The 17,127-nt window shown below is 34.4% G+C and carries 16 protein-coding genes and 6 tRNA genes; 11 read left to right on the forward strand and 11 right to left on the reverse strand.

All coding sequences use genetic code 11. The annotated features are described in order from the left end of the window. Positions 1-18: 18 nt before the first annotated feature. Entirely contained in the window at positions 19-861 is an 843-nt protein-coding gene (locus H6W52_RS13305; protein WP_116096305.1) for an SH3 domain-containing protein, read from the forward strand. Positions 862-1,017: 156 nt separating this feature from the next. Here the strand turns inward: H6W52_RS13305 and H6W52_RS13310 are convergent, their stop codons facing one another. Genes H6W52_RS13310 through H6W52_RS13320 form a run of 3 tightly spaced genes read right to left on the reverse strand, consistent with a single transcriptional unit; the run spans position 1,018 to position 2,012 of the window. Further along, positions 1,018-1,347 carry a helix-turn-helix domain-containing protein gene (locus H6W52_RS13310; RefSeq protein ID WP_116096303.1) on the reverse strand — a complete coding sequence of 110 codons (330 nt, stop codon included), beginning with the start codon at positions 1,345-1,347 and terminating at the stop codon, positions 1,018-1,020. After that, a complete protein-coding gene (locus H6W52_RS13315) occupies positions 1,319-1,570 on the reverse strand; it encodes a hypothetical protein (protein WP_116096301.1) in 252 nt (83 codons plus the stop codon). Before H6W52_RS13315 ends, H6W52_RS13310 begins: the two co-directional genes overlap by 29 nt. After that, a complete protein-coding gene (locus H6W52_RS13320; protein WP_087706857.1) occupies positions 1,551-2,012 on the reverse strand; it encodes a transposase in 462 nt (153 codons plus the stop codon). The genes H6W52_RS13315 and H6W52_RS13320 overlap by 20 nt, the downstream gene beginning before the upstream one ends. A gap of 503 nt (positions 2,013-2,515) precedes the next feature. Here H6W52_RS13320 and H6W52_RS13325 point away from each other — a divergent pair. The 4 genes from H6W52_RS13325 (at position 2,516) to H6W52_RS13340 (ending at position 8,820) form a co-directional block, all read left to right on the forward strand. Next, positions 2,516-4,693: a beta strand repeat-containing protein gene (locus H6W52_RS13325; protein ID WP_087706859.1), complete on the forward strand. Its 2,178-nt coding sequence runs from the start codon at positions 2,516-2,518 to the stop codon at positions 4,691-4,693. Positions 4,694-4,810: 117 nt separating this feature from the next. Then, positions 4,811-5,806, forward strand: a complete 996-nt coding sequence (locus H6W52_RS13330; protein ID WP_116098905.1) for a T9SS type A sorting domain-containing protein — start codon at positions 4,811-4,813, stop codon at positions 5,804-5,806. Positions 5,807-5,825: 19 nt separating this feature from the next. Further along, positions 5,826-6,710 carry a hypothetical protein gene (locus H6W52_RS13335; RefSeq protein ID WP_123891989.1) on the forward strand — a complete coding sequence of 295 codons (885 nt, stop codon included), beginning with the start codon at positions 5,826-5,828 and terminating at the stop codon, positions 6,708-6,710. 400 nt (positions 6,711-7,110) lie between these two features. Further along, a complete protein-coding gene (locus H6W52_RS13340) occupies positions 7,111-8,820 on the forward strand; it encodes a helix-turn-helix transcriptional regulator (RefSeq protein WP_185216751.1) in 1,710 nt (569 codons plus the stop codon). A gap of 55 nt (positions 8,821-8,875) precedes the next feature. On the opposite strand, the gene H6W52_RS13345 is transcribed toward H6W52_RS13340, so the two are convergent. The 4 genes from H6W52_RS13345 to H6W52_RS13360 form a co-directional block, all read right to left on the reverse strand. Further along, a tRNA-Thr gene (locus tag H6W52_RS13345) sits at positions 8,876-8,945 on the reverse strand. Then, the gene (locus tag H6W52_RS13350; protein ID WP_116098954.1) at positions 8,928-9,182 is read right to left on the reverse strand and encodes a GIY-YIG nuclease family protein; all 255 of its coding nucleotides are present in this window, start codon (positions 9,180-9,182) and stop codon (positions 8,928-8,930) included. The genes H6W52_RS13345 and H6W52_RS13350 overlap by 18 nt, the downstream gene beginning before the upstream one ends. Positions 9,183-9,229: 47 nt before the next feature. Beyond that, positions 9,230-9,303 (reverse strand) — tRNA-Arg (locus tag H6W52_RS13355). 8 nt (positions 9,304-9,311) lie between these two features. Continuing rightward, a tRNA-Pro gene (locus H6W52_RS13360) sits at positions 9,312-9,386 on the reverse strand. A gap of 168 nt (positions 9,387-9,554) precedes the next feature. On the opposite strand from H6W52_RS13360, the gene H6W52_RS13365 reads away from it, so the two are divergent. Beyond that, a complete protein-coding gene (locus tag H6W52_RS13365; RefSeq protein ID WP_116098955.1) occupies positions 9,555-9,920 on the forward strand; it encodes a hypothetical protein in 366 nt (121 codons plus the stop codon). A 57-nt stretch (positions 9,921-9,977) separates the two neighbouring features. Beyond that, positions 9,978-10,361 carry a hypothetical protein gene (locus H6W52_RS13370; RefSeq protein ID WP_116098956.1) on the forward strand — a complete coding sequence of 128 codons (384 nt, stop codon included), beginning with the start codon at positions 9,978-9,980 and terminating at the stop codon, positions 10,359-10,361. Between the two features lie 77 nt (positions 10,362-10,438). Here H6W52_RS13370 and H6W52_RS13375 read toward each other — a convergent pair. From H6W52_RS13375 to H6W52_RS13385, 3 genes are all read right to left on the reverse strand, one after another. Further along, a tRNA-Arg gene (locus H6W52_RS13375) sits at positions 10,439-10,512 on the reverse strand. 50 nt (positions 10,513-10,562) lie between these two features. After that, positions 10,563-10,637: transfer RNA gene (locus H6W52_RS13380), tRNA-Pro, on the reverse strand. Between the two features lie 18 nt (positions 10,638-10,655). Next, positions 10,656-10,740 (reverse strand) — tRNA-Ser (locus H6W52_RS13385). Between the two features lie 136 nt (positions 10,741-10,876). Between H6W52_RS13385 and H6W52_RS13390 the strand changes: the two genes are divergently transcribed. From H6W52_RS13390 to H6W52_RS13405, 4 genes are all read left to right on the forward strand, one after another. Next, complete coding sequence (locus H6W52_RS13390) at positions 10,877-11,905, forward strand: N-acetylmuramoyl-L-alanine amidase (protein WP_116098957.1); 1,029 nt, start codon at positions 10,877-10,879, stop codon at positions 11,903-11,905. Between the two features lie 71 nt (positions 11,906-11,976). Then, positions 11,977-13,377, forward strand: a complete 1,401-nt coding sequence (gene aspA, locus H6W52_RS13395; RefSeq protein ID WP_116098958.1) for an aspartate ammonia-lyase — start codon at positions 11,977-11,979, stop codon at positions 13,375-13,377. Positions 13,378-13,459: 82 nt separating this feature from the next. After that, positions 13,460-14,314, forward strand: a complete 855-nt coding sequence (locus H6W52_RS13400) for a glycosyltransferase family 2 protein (RefSeq protein ID WP_116098959.1) — start codon at positions 13,460-13,462, stop codon at positions 14,312-14,314. 249 nt (positions 14,315-14,563) lie between these two features. Further along, positions 14,564-15,631: a hypothetical protein gene (locus H6W52_RS13405; RefSeq protein ID WP_116098960.1), complete on the forward strand. Its 1,068-nt coding sequence runs from the start codon at positions 14,564-14,566 to the stop codon at positions 15,629-15,631. Here the strand turns inward: H6W52_RS13405 and H6W52_RS13410 are convergent. Further along, complete coding sequence (locus H6W52_RS13410; RefSeq protein ID WP_116098961.1) at positions 15,624-17,123, reverse strand: lipopolysaccharide biosynthesis protein; 1,500 nt, start codon at positions 17,121-17,123, stop codon at positions 15,624-15,626. The two genes, H6W52_RS13405 and H6W52_RS13410, sit on opposite strands and share 8 nt — an antisense overlap. Positions 17,124-17,127 lie beyond the last annotated feature (4 nt).

Here is a 17,127-nt window from a genome sequence, read left to right on the forward strand (position 1 = left end):
CAGTTTTAACCAAATCTTATGAAAACCTTTTTCACCATTCTGCTTGTATTCGTTGTTCAGATTTTCTCTGCGCAGGAAGACGATTACGTGTACGCAAACGGAGTTTTCGATTTTGAAGAAAATAAAACACAGAAAATATTCACGGATTGGACGAGAATAAGACAGTCTCCGAATATTAGTTCTCCAATTTTAGATTCTTTGCAGAGCAATCAGCAGATTTTAATTATTAAAAAAGACGAAACGATCCTGAAATTAGGTGAAAGAAGAGCGAACTGGTTTAAAATTTCTTATCAGAAAGGCGATTCAACTTCAGAAGGCTACGTTTGGGGCGGAAATCTTTGTGTAGGATATAGAAATAAGAATGGCTACGATTTTCTTTTCGGTCTCACCAAAACATTAGCGAAGAAAAATCCTGATTTTGACGGAAGCATTCAGCAGAATTACGCTTCTGTAAAAGTTATGGAAGGGAATACGCTGATTGATGAGGTTTCTTTTGAAACAGGTTCGGGAGAAAGTTTAAGCTACGGAAGTTTTGCAACGGAAAGCAATCATAAGCTGAAAAATGTTGAACTGACTTTAAAAGCCACTGTTTCAGGTGAGGCTTGTGGAATTCCAAGTTATGATCAATATATTTTGTTTAAAGATAAAAAACTGATTGCTTTACCACAATTAATGAATGTTGGTGATGCCGATGTTTATTACCATTCTGAAGAATTTGTCTTCCCGAATGACAAAGGCGGAATTCCCAATGCTTTCATCTTTAAAATGGAAGAAATGGAAAAGGATGAAAAAGATCGTGAAAAGAAGAAAAAGGCTACTAAAGTGTATAGTTGGGACGGAAATTCTTACAAACTGGAATAAAAGAAATCAATGATTGTGTATTGATTTACAGTGTATAAATTAAAAGAGGACTGATCCATTTCAGTCCTCTTTTGGTTTTTAATTGCAACTTTGAGGTTGAATTAATTTGTCCTGCTGTTTCAGAAATCATGTATTGGTCAACAAATCAGGACGCTGTTATATATGAAGTGTTTTTTTTATTTTTTTCCATTTTGTAACGGTATTTCTGCTCATTTTAAAATGAGAGGCAAGCTGGCTATTGTTGAGGTTATTCTTTTTTTGATATTCAAGAATCTCAGATATTGTTTTTTTGTCGTAGGAACGGTATTGCTGATTAAAAGCTTCATTGTTCTTACCGAATATAAGCTCATTCAGTCTTATAATGTCTACAAAAGACAGATGTTTTTTGGAAAGCAGCTTTGTGCATTTTTCCTTTTTTTCGGGATATTTTTCAGACAACAGATCATTGTAAATTCTTTTATAATTCGGTTTTTTTAATTCTTTCATACCAATAATAATATCTTTCTACTGTAAAACTTACCTTTTCATTTTCAAAATACACATACAGAACTTTCTTCATTATTTTTTTTCTTTCCACATAAATCCACAGATCTTCTTCAGAATGGGCTAAATTTTTTTCTCCTAAAAGATGAATGATTTCCTGTTTGCTTTTTTCTTTAAGCTGACGCCGCGTAATATGGTCTGCATTTTTATGTGATTGATGTTTCATTTTGCCTGATGAGACTTTTATCATGTTTGTAAATCCATTTATATAAGGTGGTTTTAGGAATATTATACTGATCCATAATTTCATTTTTAGACATTTTTCCGTTATTTACCTTTTCCAGAATAAACTCAATAATCTCTTTGGTATAGATGTTTTTCCGGAATTGTGGTAAAGACGAGGTTTTCCCAGAAGATCTTTTGTTATAATTTACATTTCTCTGGGGCGCATGCAAAATCAGGTGCTGCGAGTAAATCCTGAAAAAATCATATTCTAACAGCTTAGACCATTTCAGCAGATCTTCGCATCGGATGTCTTTACTCTCAAAATGTTTTTGAATTTGCTCTTCACAGCACTTAAAAAAATGTGTAATTCTCTTCATATCCATATTGCTCTCTTTTACCCTCTGATGTATGAGTGTGCCAATGTGAATAGATTTATAAGCCATAATTTGTGTTTTTTTAATAATAAAGAATCAGAAGTTCAGTAAAAAAACTTCTGATTTTTTTCTTCTGAGAACCTTGGAAATTCTCATCATAATGTTAAATGATCTTTTTTGATTAACTCTGAAATTACTTTAAATAGTTTAATAAAAAGAGTGAGCTTTTAACCGAAGCAAATTTCTTTAAAAAGATTAATTCTTAAAAAAAAATGTATTCCATTAATTCGGATTTTATGGAATATTCTGAAATTTTCAGGTCTTTTTTACTCCGAAAATACATGGAGAATAAAAAATTATATTGATGGGTTTAAGTTGTTGATTTTCAATTTTTTGATGTTGTTTTTTTATTATATAAAATCGTAATTTGTTGAATCATTCGTTTATTTTGAAGAACGATAAATGATAATTTTGCCCAACTTTTAATTCTTCTACATCCTCTCAGCTTACTTGTTGATACTATCGGATCTCAATCAAATTATTTGAATTAAATAAGGAAATCATAAAAAAACATGAATAGAAAAATTGTACTCGTAATGGTATTATCCATGACCGGAATTTTAACAAATGCACAGACATCTCCCGGAAAAGTAGGGATCAATACCACATCCCCCAATGCAACATTGGATGTTGCTGGAAATCCAACAGACGTAAATGCTGCAGATGGAATTCTTGCTCCACGTCTTACAGGAGATGAATTGAAAGCAAAAGATGCTTTGTATGATACTCCACAAATAGGAACTTTGGTGTATGCAACAGCAGCAGCAAATCCTACTACGACAAAAACAATAAACGTAACCTCAGAAGGATATTACTATTTCGATAGCAATAAGGTTTGGCAGAAAGTAGTCAATGGAACTGGTGTTGCCAATGGAAATTTCTGGGCACTTACTGGGAATTCTGGAACCAATCCTGTTCCTTCTGGAACTCAATTTTTAGGAACCACAGATGCTCAAGATTTTCAGGTTAAAGTAAATAACAGCGAGATTATGCGTGTAAAGAACAGCAATGGTCACGTACATTATGGAAATATCCTAGACAGATCTGCATCGCCCAATGTTCAAGATGCTGATAGAAACTGGACTGGAGGAACAGCTACACTTTCGACTAGTTATCAAAACCTTCCAAGCAGTTTTGCCGTTGGGAACGAAATTACCAGTATTCCAGCTGGAAATTCAGGAACGGCAAATGTACGCTTCAACTCGGTTGTAACAGGAGCTGTCAATAACAATTATTTTGGAACGTATTTGTTTGACGTCCTTCGTGGTGGAGGAACAGCTCCCATAAGAGGTCTTTTTCAAAATTTATTTTTAGATAATGGAGCTACATACAGCGGACAAACCATTAGTGGTAATGCAAGTACAGTTACTATTCGTACAACAACTACTACTGCAACTCCAGGTCTTTTTACCGCTGCTTATGATGGAACTTTTAATAACGCAGGAACTGTATCTGGATCAGGCTATGTTGCGGGATTAAAAGCACAAGTTGGGGGGGCAGGAAATTTTTCTGTTCCCAATATTTATGGAGTAAGAGGTCTGCTTACTGGAGGTAATATCTCTGGCAATGGAATTGGTGTAGAGGGTTTTATTTCATCGGGGACTTATGGTACAGGTACTCAATCCATAGGGTTGCGTTCGGAAGTTTCTGCTTCTCAGGTTAAGAATGGTTACGGTTTGTACATTGGTACTATAAACGGTACAGATTCTCAATATGGTATTTATCAATCAGATGCAGACAACAACATTTTATTTGGGAATACCAGAATTGGGAATACTACAAACCCTGTAGCTACATTAGATGTTGCGGGTACAGCAAGGGTATCCAATACTACGGCAAGTACTGCTACAAAAGTCTTGGGAGCAGATGCAAACGGGCAATTGAATGATATTACACTGGGATCAGGATTGGGATTATCTGCCGGAACATTATCAAATACAGGTGTTACGGGTTTATCTGCAACAGCTCCCATCACAGTAAGTGCTTCTACAGGAACAGCCACAATCGCTATCACCAGAAATGATCTTAATACAGGTACAAGCTCTTCCACGGCTACAAATCCGGTAACCATTACTAACGGAACAAGTGCTGTTGTAAACGGAGCAAATACTTCGGTTACGGTAAATAATACGGCTCCTTTATGGAATGCCAATCAGTTGCAGGGAGCCAATGTAAGTACAGCCGTACCCACAGATAAACAATACCTCAAATATAATGGTACAACTTCGCAATGGGAACCTACAACAGTGGATAAATCCGGAGCATCGGCAACCAATACAGGAACACAGAGTTTTGTGATTACTGCCGGAACTTCTTCTACCACACAGATTGCTTTAAACAATAAAACATTCGGTGGAAAGGTGGCAGATAATTTAAATGAATTTGATATTTCAACAGGGAAATTTACAGCAAAAGGCGACGGAGTAAGAGTTTTTTCTATTGCGTATAATTTTACGAGAAGCGGAACGGGAGCTACACCGGTTATCAGTTTTGCCATAAACGGAGTTTCAGGATCATCACAGTCTATCAATACTTCGGGAACCACAATTACCGGAACCTATATTTTCGCAGCCTATTTAACGAACGGCAGTACGTATTATCCGGAAATTAATATTACACTGGGCGGATCTACCAATCAGACCTATACTTTTACCCCAAACAGTAACTTTTTTGTAGTAACACAGCCTTGATTTTTCTGATGTTTTGAAACTTTCTGAATTTAAAACAGAAACAGAATAATCTGTAAAAAAATGTAACATTCTTGATTTTAAGAAATTATAAAACAGAATTTTTTTAAAATAATTTTTATGAACAAAAAATATGTATTCGTACTTTTAGTATGTTCTTCACTAGGGTTTGCCCAGCAGACACTGAAAACAGAAAATTACGAAAAGTACGCCACTACAAAAACAACGAGTGGCAAGATCGCTAAAAGCATAAACGAAGGGCTTTTTGCGGAAAACCTGATGGCATATCCGGGTTATGGAACTACGCAAAAACACTTTGTAATAGGGGAATTGGGAGCTTTACAAAACATTTATACCAACGTTTCCAAAGAAGAAAATACCTTGCTGGTTTCTTTTATCCTTAACCTTTCGAAAATTGATGAAAAAAAAGAATTTCATCTTCTGGATCTGAAAGTACCAACTTCCATGTATAAAGGAAACAGCTTTGTACAACTGGCGGTAAAAAATGTGGGAAAACAATTTGTATTTACTTTAGCAGACAGCAATAATCCTGAAAACAAAGCATATCCTGCAAATACTTTTAATTATAATGAAGATCATTTGGTAGTATTAAAAATAAGCAATTTTAACACGACAAAAGCTGCCTGCGAATTATTTACCGATGAAGACATTACGAATTTAAAAGGAAGTATTGCAAAACTGCAGGAACTTAAATTACCTGCGAATAAAGAGCATGAAAACGGTAATGGAATTTTGTTTACCGCAGTACTACATCAAAGTAATAAAACATCTTCAACTGAAGGAAAAGTTGGTCTTCTGAAAATAAGCAGAGGAAAAGAGAAAGATATTCAGGATTTGGTAAATACAGAAACTACCAAATTAGCAGCTTCACAGGCAAAGCAGGGGATTCTCCAGCTCTCTTCAAGAGAGTCTTACAAAAATGCTGAGATAAAAATTTATAACGCAGCAGGAAATGTAGTTCAGCTTCTTTCAAACATTAATACTGTCGGTAGAGGAGTACAGGAAATCAGAATCAATCCTTTGAATCAGGGATTATACATTTTTACAATTAAGGATGCTCAAAACCAGTATCAAACCAAGTTTATCGTTAAATAAAATAAAAATCAAACAAAAAATGAAGAAATTATTTATCATTGCAGGTGCATTTGCACTATCATCAGTATCTCATGTAGAAGCTCAGTCGGGAATAGCTGTGGAAAAAATTGCAATAGGTACAGAAGCAGTATACAACAGTGGACTGGATGATACTAAAATTGCCTATTTTCAAAATCAGCCTTCAACCGGCAATGGTACTTTTATCCATAACAGCGGATCTGTTACCATCGGAGATAAAAATACAGAAAACAGCAAAGCGCTTTTAGAATTATCTGCTACAGATAAAGGTTTTTTACCTACAAGACTTACCTCGGCACAAATCAATGCTTTGGGAGCATCTGCTTCAGAGCGCGGCATGATTGTGTATGATACTACCAAAAAATGTCTTTCCCTGTTTGATGGTTCAGCATGGAACTGTGTAGGAGGTTCAGGATCAGGAGCTGTTTTTGTGGATTATAAGATTGTGGGTGCAGGAGGAACATTTAATGCCAATAATAATCAGGCAGGTTCCTCTCCATATATCGTTAAATCTGATGATTATCTGATAGAATGGCAGGCTAAATCTACCAATGCGCTTGGTTTTAATGTTTCCATAGGAAATTCAACGCCTTACACACTTCCTTTAGGAATCAATGCAGCAGCTAATTTCATCTTGCCGGATCCTGCTACATGCAAAGGAAGACAACTGAAAATTTACAACAATTCTTATGAAGCGAATTATCCTTCCGGAGCATATACTTATATCTGGACAAATTATCCGATTTATAATACAGCCAACAGCGGACAGTTTGCTTACGGATTACCGGCAGTTACCAACTATCAGATAGCTTGGGGAGCGAATCTTAATAAAGTTACCATTACAAGCAACGGAACGTATTGGGTGTCGGATAATTACAATAATTAATACAAGATCTTTACTAATTAATCAGAAAAGATTATGGATTTCATCCTATATCTAAGAGCGAAATTTGGGAAAAGAATGTTTTTTAAATTCTGAACAAATTTCGATAACAATAAACGGGTTGTTTTTAAAAATATTATTCCGCGAAATAAAATGTTGGAAAGTATCTTAATCGTTTTATTTTCGCTGATGTCAGAAAGGCAAAAAGTCAATATTTAATTTTAGACAGCCTCGTTTTTTAGAAATAATTTTGATTAGCACCTCAGATTAATTTGAGGTGCTTTTTATTTATGTTTGATATAATTTAAAAAGAATATTGATAAAACATATCATATCAGTATTTTAAATCATAGAAAATAAGCATACTATACAACTGAAATGTTATTTTTGTATAAACCTAAGAATGATGAAAAGCTTCTTCCGTAAAAAAATATTCATATTATTTCTATACTGTATTTCTGTGCATGCCATAGCGGGACAAAAAAATATTCAGAAGAATGCAGATTCTTTACAAAAATATTCTTTGGGTGATCTCATCAGAAAATCTTATTCTGAAAAAAATCCTAAAATCTATTGTGATGAGATGGCAAAAAGAAATTTGTCCGACAAAGATAAAATGAAATATTATAGAATCTGTGGAGAAAAGTATTATCTGGAAATAATGAATAACTTCGATAAATCACTACAGTTTATAAAAATTTCTAATTTTTACGCACAAAAAGAAGAGGATTTTACAATGTATGCCAACAATTTGAATATGATAGCGTTAATATATGCTCTTCAAAATAAGAATGATTTGGCATTGTTCTGCCTGAAAAAAAAGAGAATGTACGAATCCAAGGATAAGTCTAACATTCAGGAATTGATTTTTGGAGGTGATGAAGGTTTGGTGTATGGAGTAATAGGTGATTTTGACAAGAAAATAAAAGGCTACATAAAAGCAGTAAAAGATTTGGATGATTATCTGGCTAATCAAAAAAAAATCGCACCGGAAATCTTTCTAGAAATAAATCGTGCTAAGCGGGAAAAATATAACAGTATTGTAGACGCCTATCTGCTGCAGAAAAAATTAGATTCTGCAGCTTTTTATCTAAAAAAAATCAAAAGTTTACCTTTGTCTTTAAGTGATTTGGATAGCGAAGGAGTACGTGATAGTGAAATTCATTACGCTATTTTATCGGGAAATCTCGATGATGCTATTGAAAAGGCAAATAAAGATTTAAATGAGTTTAGAGATGACAAAGTAACAGTTTTTTACGACTCTTACTATTTAGCACAGGCTTATCTTCTCAAAAAAAAATATAAAACCTCATTGGCTTACTGTGAACAGGCACTTAAATCCAAACAAATAAGTTTTGGATTTATCAACTACGAGCTTGAACTTTATAAAATCGCAATGCAGGCAACTGATAAAATGGGAGATGAAAAAGCATATCTTAAATATTCCCGGCTTTATGAGAAGGCAAATCAAAAGTTTGATTACAATTCAAAGGCAGATTTCATTGCCAAACTCTATAATTTAGACCAAATACAACCTCTTGAATATGAATTGAACCATACAAAAAGCTTTATGAGTTATCTATGGATAGCTGTTTTAGTGTTAGGATTGCTTACTGCTTATTTAGTCCATCGTTTTTTTACGCTAAAAAAATATAAAAAAAGATTTATGGAAATTAATGCACATTTAGAAAAGCAAATTCCAGCCCCGATAAAAGATGAAAACAATACCAAGTCTAATAAAAATAATCTTTCTGATGAAAAGGAAAACGAAATTCTGGATAAACTGAATAAGTTTGAACAAAAGAAACAGTTTTTATCCCCTTCGATGTCTTTAAGCGTCCTTTCTGCGCAGATAGGAACGAACACGAATTATCTTTCATCCATTATTAAAAAGCATAAACAAAGCAATTTTAATAGCTATCTGAACCAGTTAAGAATCGACTATATTGTTATGAAGTTAAAACAGAATCCTGAATATCTGAACTATAAGATCAGCTATCTTGCAGAAGAATGCGGATTTTCTTCTCACACCGTTTTCAGTAGAATTTTTATCGAAAAAATGGGGATTCCTCCTTCAAAGTTTATTGAATATTTAAAAAAGGAAAGAGGGTAATATCTTTGGGTTATTATAAACAAAAAACCTCATAACAAAAGCTATGAAGTTTAAGTGAGCGCGAAAGGATTCGAACCTTTGACCGTCCCGATTACAATCGGGATGCTCTATCTGGCTGAACTCTCAATTAGCTTTTGGATTTTGGAACTGCTTTTCCATGACTTTATTTCCCTTTCTCTTTTATAAGCTTCAATTTTAGAATCAAAACTTTCTGAATAAACAATCATCCAGTCTTTAGCTTTCGAAGTAAAGCCATTATGATCCGATAAATGTTTCCTTAATCTTTCCTGTAAAATTTCACAGGAATGTCCGACATAATATTTATTTAAAGATTTAGAAAAAAGAATATAGCAGTAGCACATACATTAATGTAAACAAAAAACCTCATAACAAAGTTATGAGGCTTAAGTGAGCGCGAAAGGATTCGAACCTTTGACCGTCTGCTTAGAAGGCAGATGCTCTATCCAGCTGAGCTACGCACCCTAAAATTGTCGGGGCGGCAGGATTCGAACCTGCGACCTCCTGGTCCCAAACCAGGCGCGATGACCGGACTACGCTACGCCCCGATTGAGGTCATCTTTTTAACAAGAATTACCTTGTTTTTTGTGGTTGCAAATGTATAAACTTTTTTTGAATTATGAAAGTAAAATTGAAATAATTTTTGGTTTATTTTTTGAACGTCTGTTTTTGTTATCTTTACCTGTTTAATAACCATTATTTTAGATGAAATTTAAATGAAAAATAAAATTTTGTTTTTATTCATTCTTTTGCTTGTGATTTCGTTTATTTATAATTTCTATTTGGAACGAAGGCTATGCGTGACTATTTCAAAAATACAAACTGAAAACATCAGAAGTTTAGAACACCATTCCAATAAAAATTTCTATCAATACGGAATTGAAAATATAGGTGAAAATTTACAGCAGGAATTGTTAGAAATGAAAATTGATCAATGCAGGCTGAACGTTAGAAAAGATTTATTTTACATATTTCAGGATAAAGTTGTTTATATCGGAAATGGTAAAAAAAGCTTAATGATAAAGGTTGGTTATCATTTTTATGGGACTGTGTTTTATATCAAAGGATTTCAGAACATCTAAATTCATAATTCTGCGGAGCAAAATATAATGTAAGAGTTAAAAGCTAAACTAAAACAAATGACCATTACTAATTTACATATAATTGATTGGTATGACGATGTTATTACATCAGTAGTTTCGTTTGAAAAGGAGGTGTATTTATTTCATTGTATTGACAAGAACTTTAAAACTCATGAGAAGACATACTATTGCGTGAAGATCGATGAAATATCATTCTTGCGGATTGAATCAATTCTGGTAAACCTTAAGAGGTTTAAGAGAAAAGAGTGGAATGTTATTAATGACATTTTTAGAAGTAATAATAAAAAAGAGAATGCTTTTTTAGTAAAATCAACATCTTTATCAATGGGTGAAAATATTGTTTTTCATGAATTAGAAGCCTCGGATTTGTTAAGGGAAATTAAATTTCCATTTGATGTTTCTGTTCTGTATGAAGTTTGAGTGATGTAGATTGATGGATAAAAAATATAAAGTTAATATAAACAAAAAACCTCATAACAAGAGCTATGAGGTTTCTGTGAGCGCGAAAGGATTCGAACCTTTGACCGTCTGCTTAGAAGGCAGATGCTCTATCCAGCTGAGCTACGCACCCATTATAAAGTTGATTCCCGCTTAGTTAGTAAATAAGCGCGTTAAAAAAAGTCGGGGCGGCAGGATTCGAACCTGCGACCTCCTGGTCCCAAACCAGGCGCGATGACCGGACTACGCTACGCCCCGAAAAGATATATAGAAAAGCGGAGGGTAAGGGATTCGAACCCTTGCGACACTTTCGCGTCGACAGTTTAGCAAACTGCTCCGTTAACCACTCCGGCAACCCTCCTGTTTATCTTATTTTTTAATGATCGTTGTTCCTTTATTGCGAGTGCAAATATAGAACAGATTTCTTTATTTACCAAATATTTTTCAAGAAAAATTTGTGTATTTTTGAGGTAATAAACAACAAAAAAAGTAAACAAATGCGTAATACATTATATATCATCGGATTAAGTTCTTTGATTTTTTCCTGCACTTCTCAGCAAAATGCTAAAAAAAAACAGTACATCCCCAGGACTCCCGCGGTACAGCCGAAAACTGCTACTCAGACTTCGGGTAATGATAAGCCAAAACCTAAAATTACTTCCGATCACGGAGTAGAATTTTTTACAACCAATATTGCAGATATTACTAAAAATGACAACACCGCAAGTTATGGTTCTATTGTTTCTGCAAAACCCGCAGGTTATAAAGTGGTGAAAACTTACTTTCCGGCAATTGCACAGAATTTCAGACAACGATATTTAATTTTGCATTATACGGCTTTACCGGATGATAAATCCATTACCGTATTATCTCAGCAGGCGGTAAGTGCGCATTATCTGGTAAATAATACAGGAGATAACGAAATTTATCAGTTGGTGGATGAAAATAAACGTTCGTATCACGCCGGAGTAAGTGCGTGGAGAGCCGATAAAAACCTTAATGATACTTCCATCGGGATTGAGATCGTAAATTCAGGCTTTACCACAGATGCTTCTGGAAAGAGAATTTTCATGCCTTTTGATGATGCTCAGGTGAAAAAAGTAGCTGCTTTAGTGAAAGATATTGTGGCGAGATATAATATTCCGGCAACCAATATTCTGGCGCATTCAGATATTGCTCCTACAAGAAAACAGGATCCGGGACCTTTATTTCCATGGAAAAAATTATACGACGAATACCAAATCGGAATGTGGTATGATGATGCCGTGAAGCAAAGTTTCTATGATCTGGCAACATCTACGGATTTCCAGTCAAAATACAACGATCCGACGTTTATTTTTAATGTACAGACACAACTTCAGAAATTCGGGTATGCCTTGGATCTGAGCGGTAAATGGGATGATGCTACGAAAAAAACAATAGAAGCATTCCAGTATCACTTCAGACCGCAGAATTACGACGGAATAATGGACGCGGAAACCTTCTCCATATTGCAGGCTTTAAACGTAAAATATCCTACAAAATAAATAAGGAAAGCGCATCGGTTTCGGTGCGTTTTTGCTATCTTTAAAGTCTCAAAATAATTAAAAAATCTGTAATGGAAAATTTCAGGAAAGAAAGCGATTTGCTGGGAGAATTAGAAGTTCCGGTGAATGCTTATTATGGAGTACAGACGCAAAGAGCGATTAATAATTTTAAAATTTCAGGACAGCTTTTATCTTCATATCCGGAGTTTATCAAAGGGTTGGCTTTTGTAAAAAAAGCGGCAGCCAAAACCAATTATGAGCTGGGTCTGCTGGATGAAAATTTATATTTTACCATTGCTGAAGTTTGTGATGAATTAATTGGCGGAGAACTGCACGATCAGTTTCCGGTGGATATGATTCAGGGTGGGGCAGGAACTTCCATTAATATGAATGCCAATGAAGTAATTGCCAACCGTGTTCTGGAAAAACTCGGGAAAAATAAAGGACAGTACGAATTCTGTTCACCCAACGATCATATCAATCTTTCCCAGTCTACCAACGATGCGTATCCTACGGCAATTAAAATGGGACTGCTTCAGATGAACATTTCTCTTGTAGAAAAACTGGAGAAAATCGTTGAAGCTTTCAGAGCAAAAGGAAAAGAATTTCAGGATGTTATCAAAATGGGAAGAACGCAGCTTCAGGATGCGGTTCCAATGACTTTGGGACAGGAATTTGAAGCCTTTGCCGCTACTTTGGAAGAAGATATTTCTAAATTAAATAACAATGCCAATCTTTTCGTAGAAGTAAATATGGGTGCCACTGCGATCGGGACAGGAATTAATGCTCCGGTTGGATATGCAACACTCTGTGCGAAAAATTTAGCGCAGTTAACAGGTTTTCCTGTTGTTTCAGCGCCGGATCTGGTGGAAGCTACACCGGATACAGGTTCTTATGTGATCTATTCATCCGCAATGAAGCGTCTTGCTGTGAAACTATCAAAAATCTGCAACGATTTAAGATTGCTTGCTTCAGGACCGAGAGCCGGATTGTCGGAAATCAATTTACCTCCGATGCAGCCGGGATCATCTATTATGCCGGGAAAAGTAAATCCTGTGATTCCGGAAGTGGTTAATCAGGTTTGTTTTAAGGTGTTCGGAAATGATCTTACGGTAACTTTTGCAGCAGAAGCAGGACAACTACAGCTCAATGTAATGGAACCTGTACTTTCTCACGCGATCATGGAAAATATTCACTTTTTAAGCAATGCTCTGGATACGCTTCGCGAAAAATGTATCGTCGGAATTACAGCAAATAAAGAAGTCTGCCTGAATATGGTGAAACACAGCATCGGAATCGTAACCGCCTTAAATCCTTACATCGGCTACAAACAATCCACAGCGATTGCCAAAGAAGCTTTGGAAACTGGAAAAAGTGTCTACAATTTAGTATTGGAAAAAGGACTTCTTTCTCAGGAGAAACTGGATGAGATCCTTGATCCTAAAAATATGCTGAAACCCCACAACAAATAATAGTAACGGTAAGCGATAAATGATTAAAATCTAACCCGATTTTATCAGTTATCGCTTATTATTCATCATTTATATTTTTCTTTTGAGATTTTTAATCATCATTCCTGCACATAACGAAGAAAACAATCTTCCTTTTACATTAGATTCTTTACAACGGCAGAGTTTTAAGGATTTTAAAGTGGTGGTCGTTAATGACGGTTCTACAGACGGAACTTCGGAAGTCATCAGAAAATATACAGATCATGATTCAAGATTTGAAACGATTGATCTTCAGAAATCTGCGCACCAACCCGGTTCAAAAGTAGTCAATGCTTTTAAAAATGGCTTGAATACTCAGAATATAGAGGATTTTGAAATCATCTGTAAATTTGATGCGGATATCATTTTATCGGAAGATTATCTTGAAACGGTAGAAAATGCATTCAGAAATAATCCGAAATACGGATTGGTTGGTGGTTTACTGTATGTTGAAAAAGACGGAGAATGGATTTACGAAGGAAATTCCAACAAACATCATGTTCGAGGTCCGATGAAAGCATACCGAAAAGAAAGTTTTATCAGGATGAAAGGCATTCGTGAAACTTTGGGATGGGACAATATCGATGCCATTTTACTGGAAAATCTGGGCTGGAAAGAAATTGTTCTTCCGGAACTTCATGTGAAATTAATTAAAGTAAAAGGAGCTGATTATACCATAAAACCGGCAGATTACTACGGAAGATATTTTTATTTTTTAGGGCTGAACCGGTTTTTAGCCTACATTGCTTCCTCAAAAGAAGCCGCGAAAAGCAAATCGGCTGCGTTTTTCTTTTCAATCATTAAATCGTATGAAAACTGCCGTTCTCAGAAATTGGAACTGAAAATTTCAAAAGAGGAACAGAGAGTCATCAACAATCAGCGCTGGAATATGCTGAAGAAAAAATGGCTGAAAATGTAATTAATTAAATAAAATGTGGTTGTCCGCAATTCGTCATTATTAAAAAAACTTTGGGTTCTCTGCTGAGTGAAACGCCTTTGCGAGCTTAAAAGCGGTTAATATTTAAAAACTCTTGCGAACTTTGCGTTAAAATTAAGCATTATGATTAATTAAGTATAAGCAAAAATAAAATCTATTCAATAGAAACGGATTTTAGTACGTTTAACGAAATATAAAAAACAATTTGGCTTTAGCCCAAACTTTAGAATTTTGAAAAAAATAGCCTACATAGAAATTGATACCCACGCCGAAATTGCTCAGGATTTTATCAATGTAATGAGCGGTTCCGGAGAATTTACCGTAGATTATTATTTTTCAAAAAAGATAAAAGATCAGATCATTGAATCCGGAGAGAACATTTTTCTGTCGGACAGTTCAATGATTTTAGACCAGCTGAAATTAAAAAAATATGATGTAATTATCATCGGAACGGTTCACCGTTATTTCAACACCTTTCTTGCCATTGTAAAAAAATATAACGCTTCCGTAATTGTTCACAACATGAACTTTGTGAAATCTTCAAAGTTCAGCCTTATCAAAAGTATTTTCAAAGAAGATCAGATGTACAGACTGAAATTGTTGTGGAAAGAAGGTCTGTTAAATTCATCAAAAGTCTATCAGACAGCAAAAAAACAATTGGTTTTGGATGAAGAACTGAGTTCTGAAAGATTTAGATTTTTACCTCTTTTTTACACTAAAAATTTTAAAAAACCGGAAAATAAAGTGTTAATTATTGTTATTCCGGGTGGAGTTTCCCAGCAAAGAAGAGATTATAAAAGAGTTTTTTCAGTCATAAACAATCTTGAAAAGTTAAATAAACATTCAGATCCTGAAAATAAATTCATTGAATTTGTCTTTTTAGGAAGAGCAAAAAATCAAGAATTAAAAGATATTATAGATCTGGAACGTTCATTGAAATATATCAATGTTACCTATTTTTCAGAGAGAGTTTCTCAAGCTGATTTCGAAGACTGGATGCAGAAAACGGACGTTTTGTGGTGTCCTATTCAGCAGAAAACTACGTTTTTCGGTCAGGAAGAAGTGTACGGCAAAACAAAAATGACGGGAAATCTTGGAGATGCCATCAAATTTGGAAAACAAGCTGTTTTTCCTTCAAATTATGCTTCAAAATTAGATTTTATTGTTCCTGAGCAAAAAGATATTCTGGAGCAGTTTAAATCACTCAAAAACAGTCAATTCGACTTTCAAAAAGATTTCGATAAAAAATCTGTTCAGCAAAAACTCGAAAAGCTATTAAACGAATTAATTTCTATTTAAATTTAAAAATACTTTTGATGAAATTTTTGTTCAGATAGTCTTCAACAGGAAAAATCTTGGTAAAATAATTTCCGATAAAAATAAGGATCAGCACAACGGCGGGTTTGTAAATCATGTTGATGAAATTACTTTCGAAATTAGGCAAGACAATCGCAACTGTAACCGCTAAAGTACAGATAATGGATACAAAAATCATTTCAATCGTTAAAGGAGAAACTTTAAACATTACATAGTTGAAAATAATCTTGATGACATTGTAGGTGGTAAGAGAAATAGCTGTAGACAGGGCAATTCCGCTTAATTTAAGATCTGTGTTTTGTAAAAAGTAAAGATTTAACAGTATGGTGAGTCCTGCTAATAAAAGCATTACAACAATATTAAATTTATAATATTTTGAAAGGGAAATAATGTTTCCGTTGAAGCCCGTTGCTAAATCGACCAGAACCGCAGATCCCCAAATCCAGACAACCGGTTGATATTCCCTTAAAAGAATTCCGTTTTTAGGCATAAAATAAGTAAGATAAGGAAACCCGATGATGATGCATGAAAACAGAACCGCTCCCAGAAAATACAAAGTGAGGGATGTTTTCTTATGAAATTTATCCAGACCTTCCATATCTCCGTCTGCAAGGTTTTTACTGATAATAGGTGCTGAAATATTAAATAAACCTAATTGGGGTATCGATATTAGTGAAATTAAAGCATACAGTGTAGAGTAAATTCCGTTTTCTTCCATTCCCAGAAATTCCCCAATCATAAAGTTGTTGATGGCTAAATAATTTCCAAAAGTTCCTAAAAACCCGAAAAAACTATAAGCGGCGAACTCTTTGTAAAAGTTATCTTTTTTGAAATAATCTGTACTGAAATCCAGATTTATTTTTTCCAGTTTATTCGTGTAAAAAATATATCCAAAAAACATCAGGGCAAACATTCCGAAAAAGAAAATCAATGCGATTTTTTCAGGAATAGTTGAAGGCTCTGCGTACCGTGATGCTAAATATATAAAAATAAGAAAAGCACCCAGATTGGCAATTTTTGGAAAAAGATTGTCAAAAATATTAGAAACGACTATTCTTTTGTAATTCGAAATATATTTATTAAAAATTGCACAAAAAGAAAGAGTTAAAGTAAGTGGCAGAATAATGTTTTTAATTTTCCATGCTTTGGTATTCTTAAATTCCGGAAAAAAATAGGGAATAAAAAAGAAGATACACAGAAATATAGCAAAATTAATGACCACAGCAAGCAGAGATAATGAAAGCATGTTTTGCTTTTTTCCGTCTTTATCTACTTTATGGAAAAATTTTACATTAGCATAAGAAATCCCGAACACAACGAAAGGAACGAACATTTCTGCGGTTGGCATGATATATCTTAAAGTTCCGTAGAACTCAAGATTATTCATGAAAATAAATATTGAAACGGTTCCCAGTAAAAAACCAATATACCCAATGATGGAATATTTAAAGCCCTGCCTTGCTACTACACTCATCTTT

Source organism: Chryseobacterium sp. C2(2020) (assembly GCF_014218915.1).
GTDB classification, from domain to species: Bacteria; Bacteroidota; Bacteroidia; order Flavobacteriales; family Weeksellaceae; genus Chryseobacterium; species Chryseobacterium mucoviscidosis.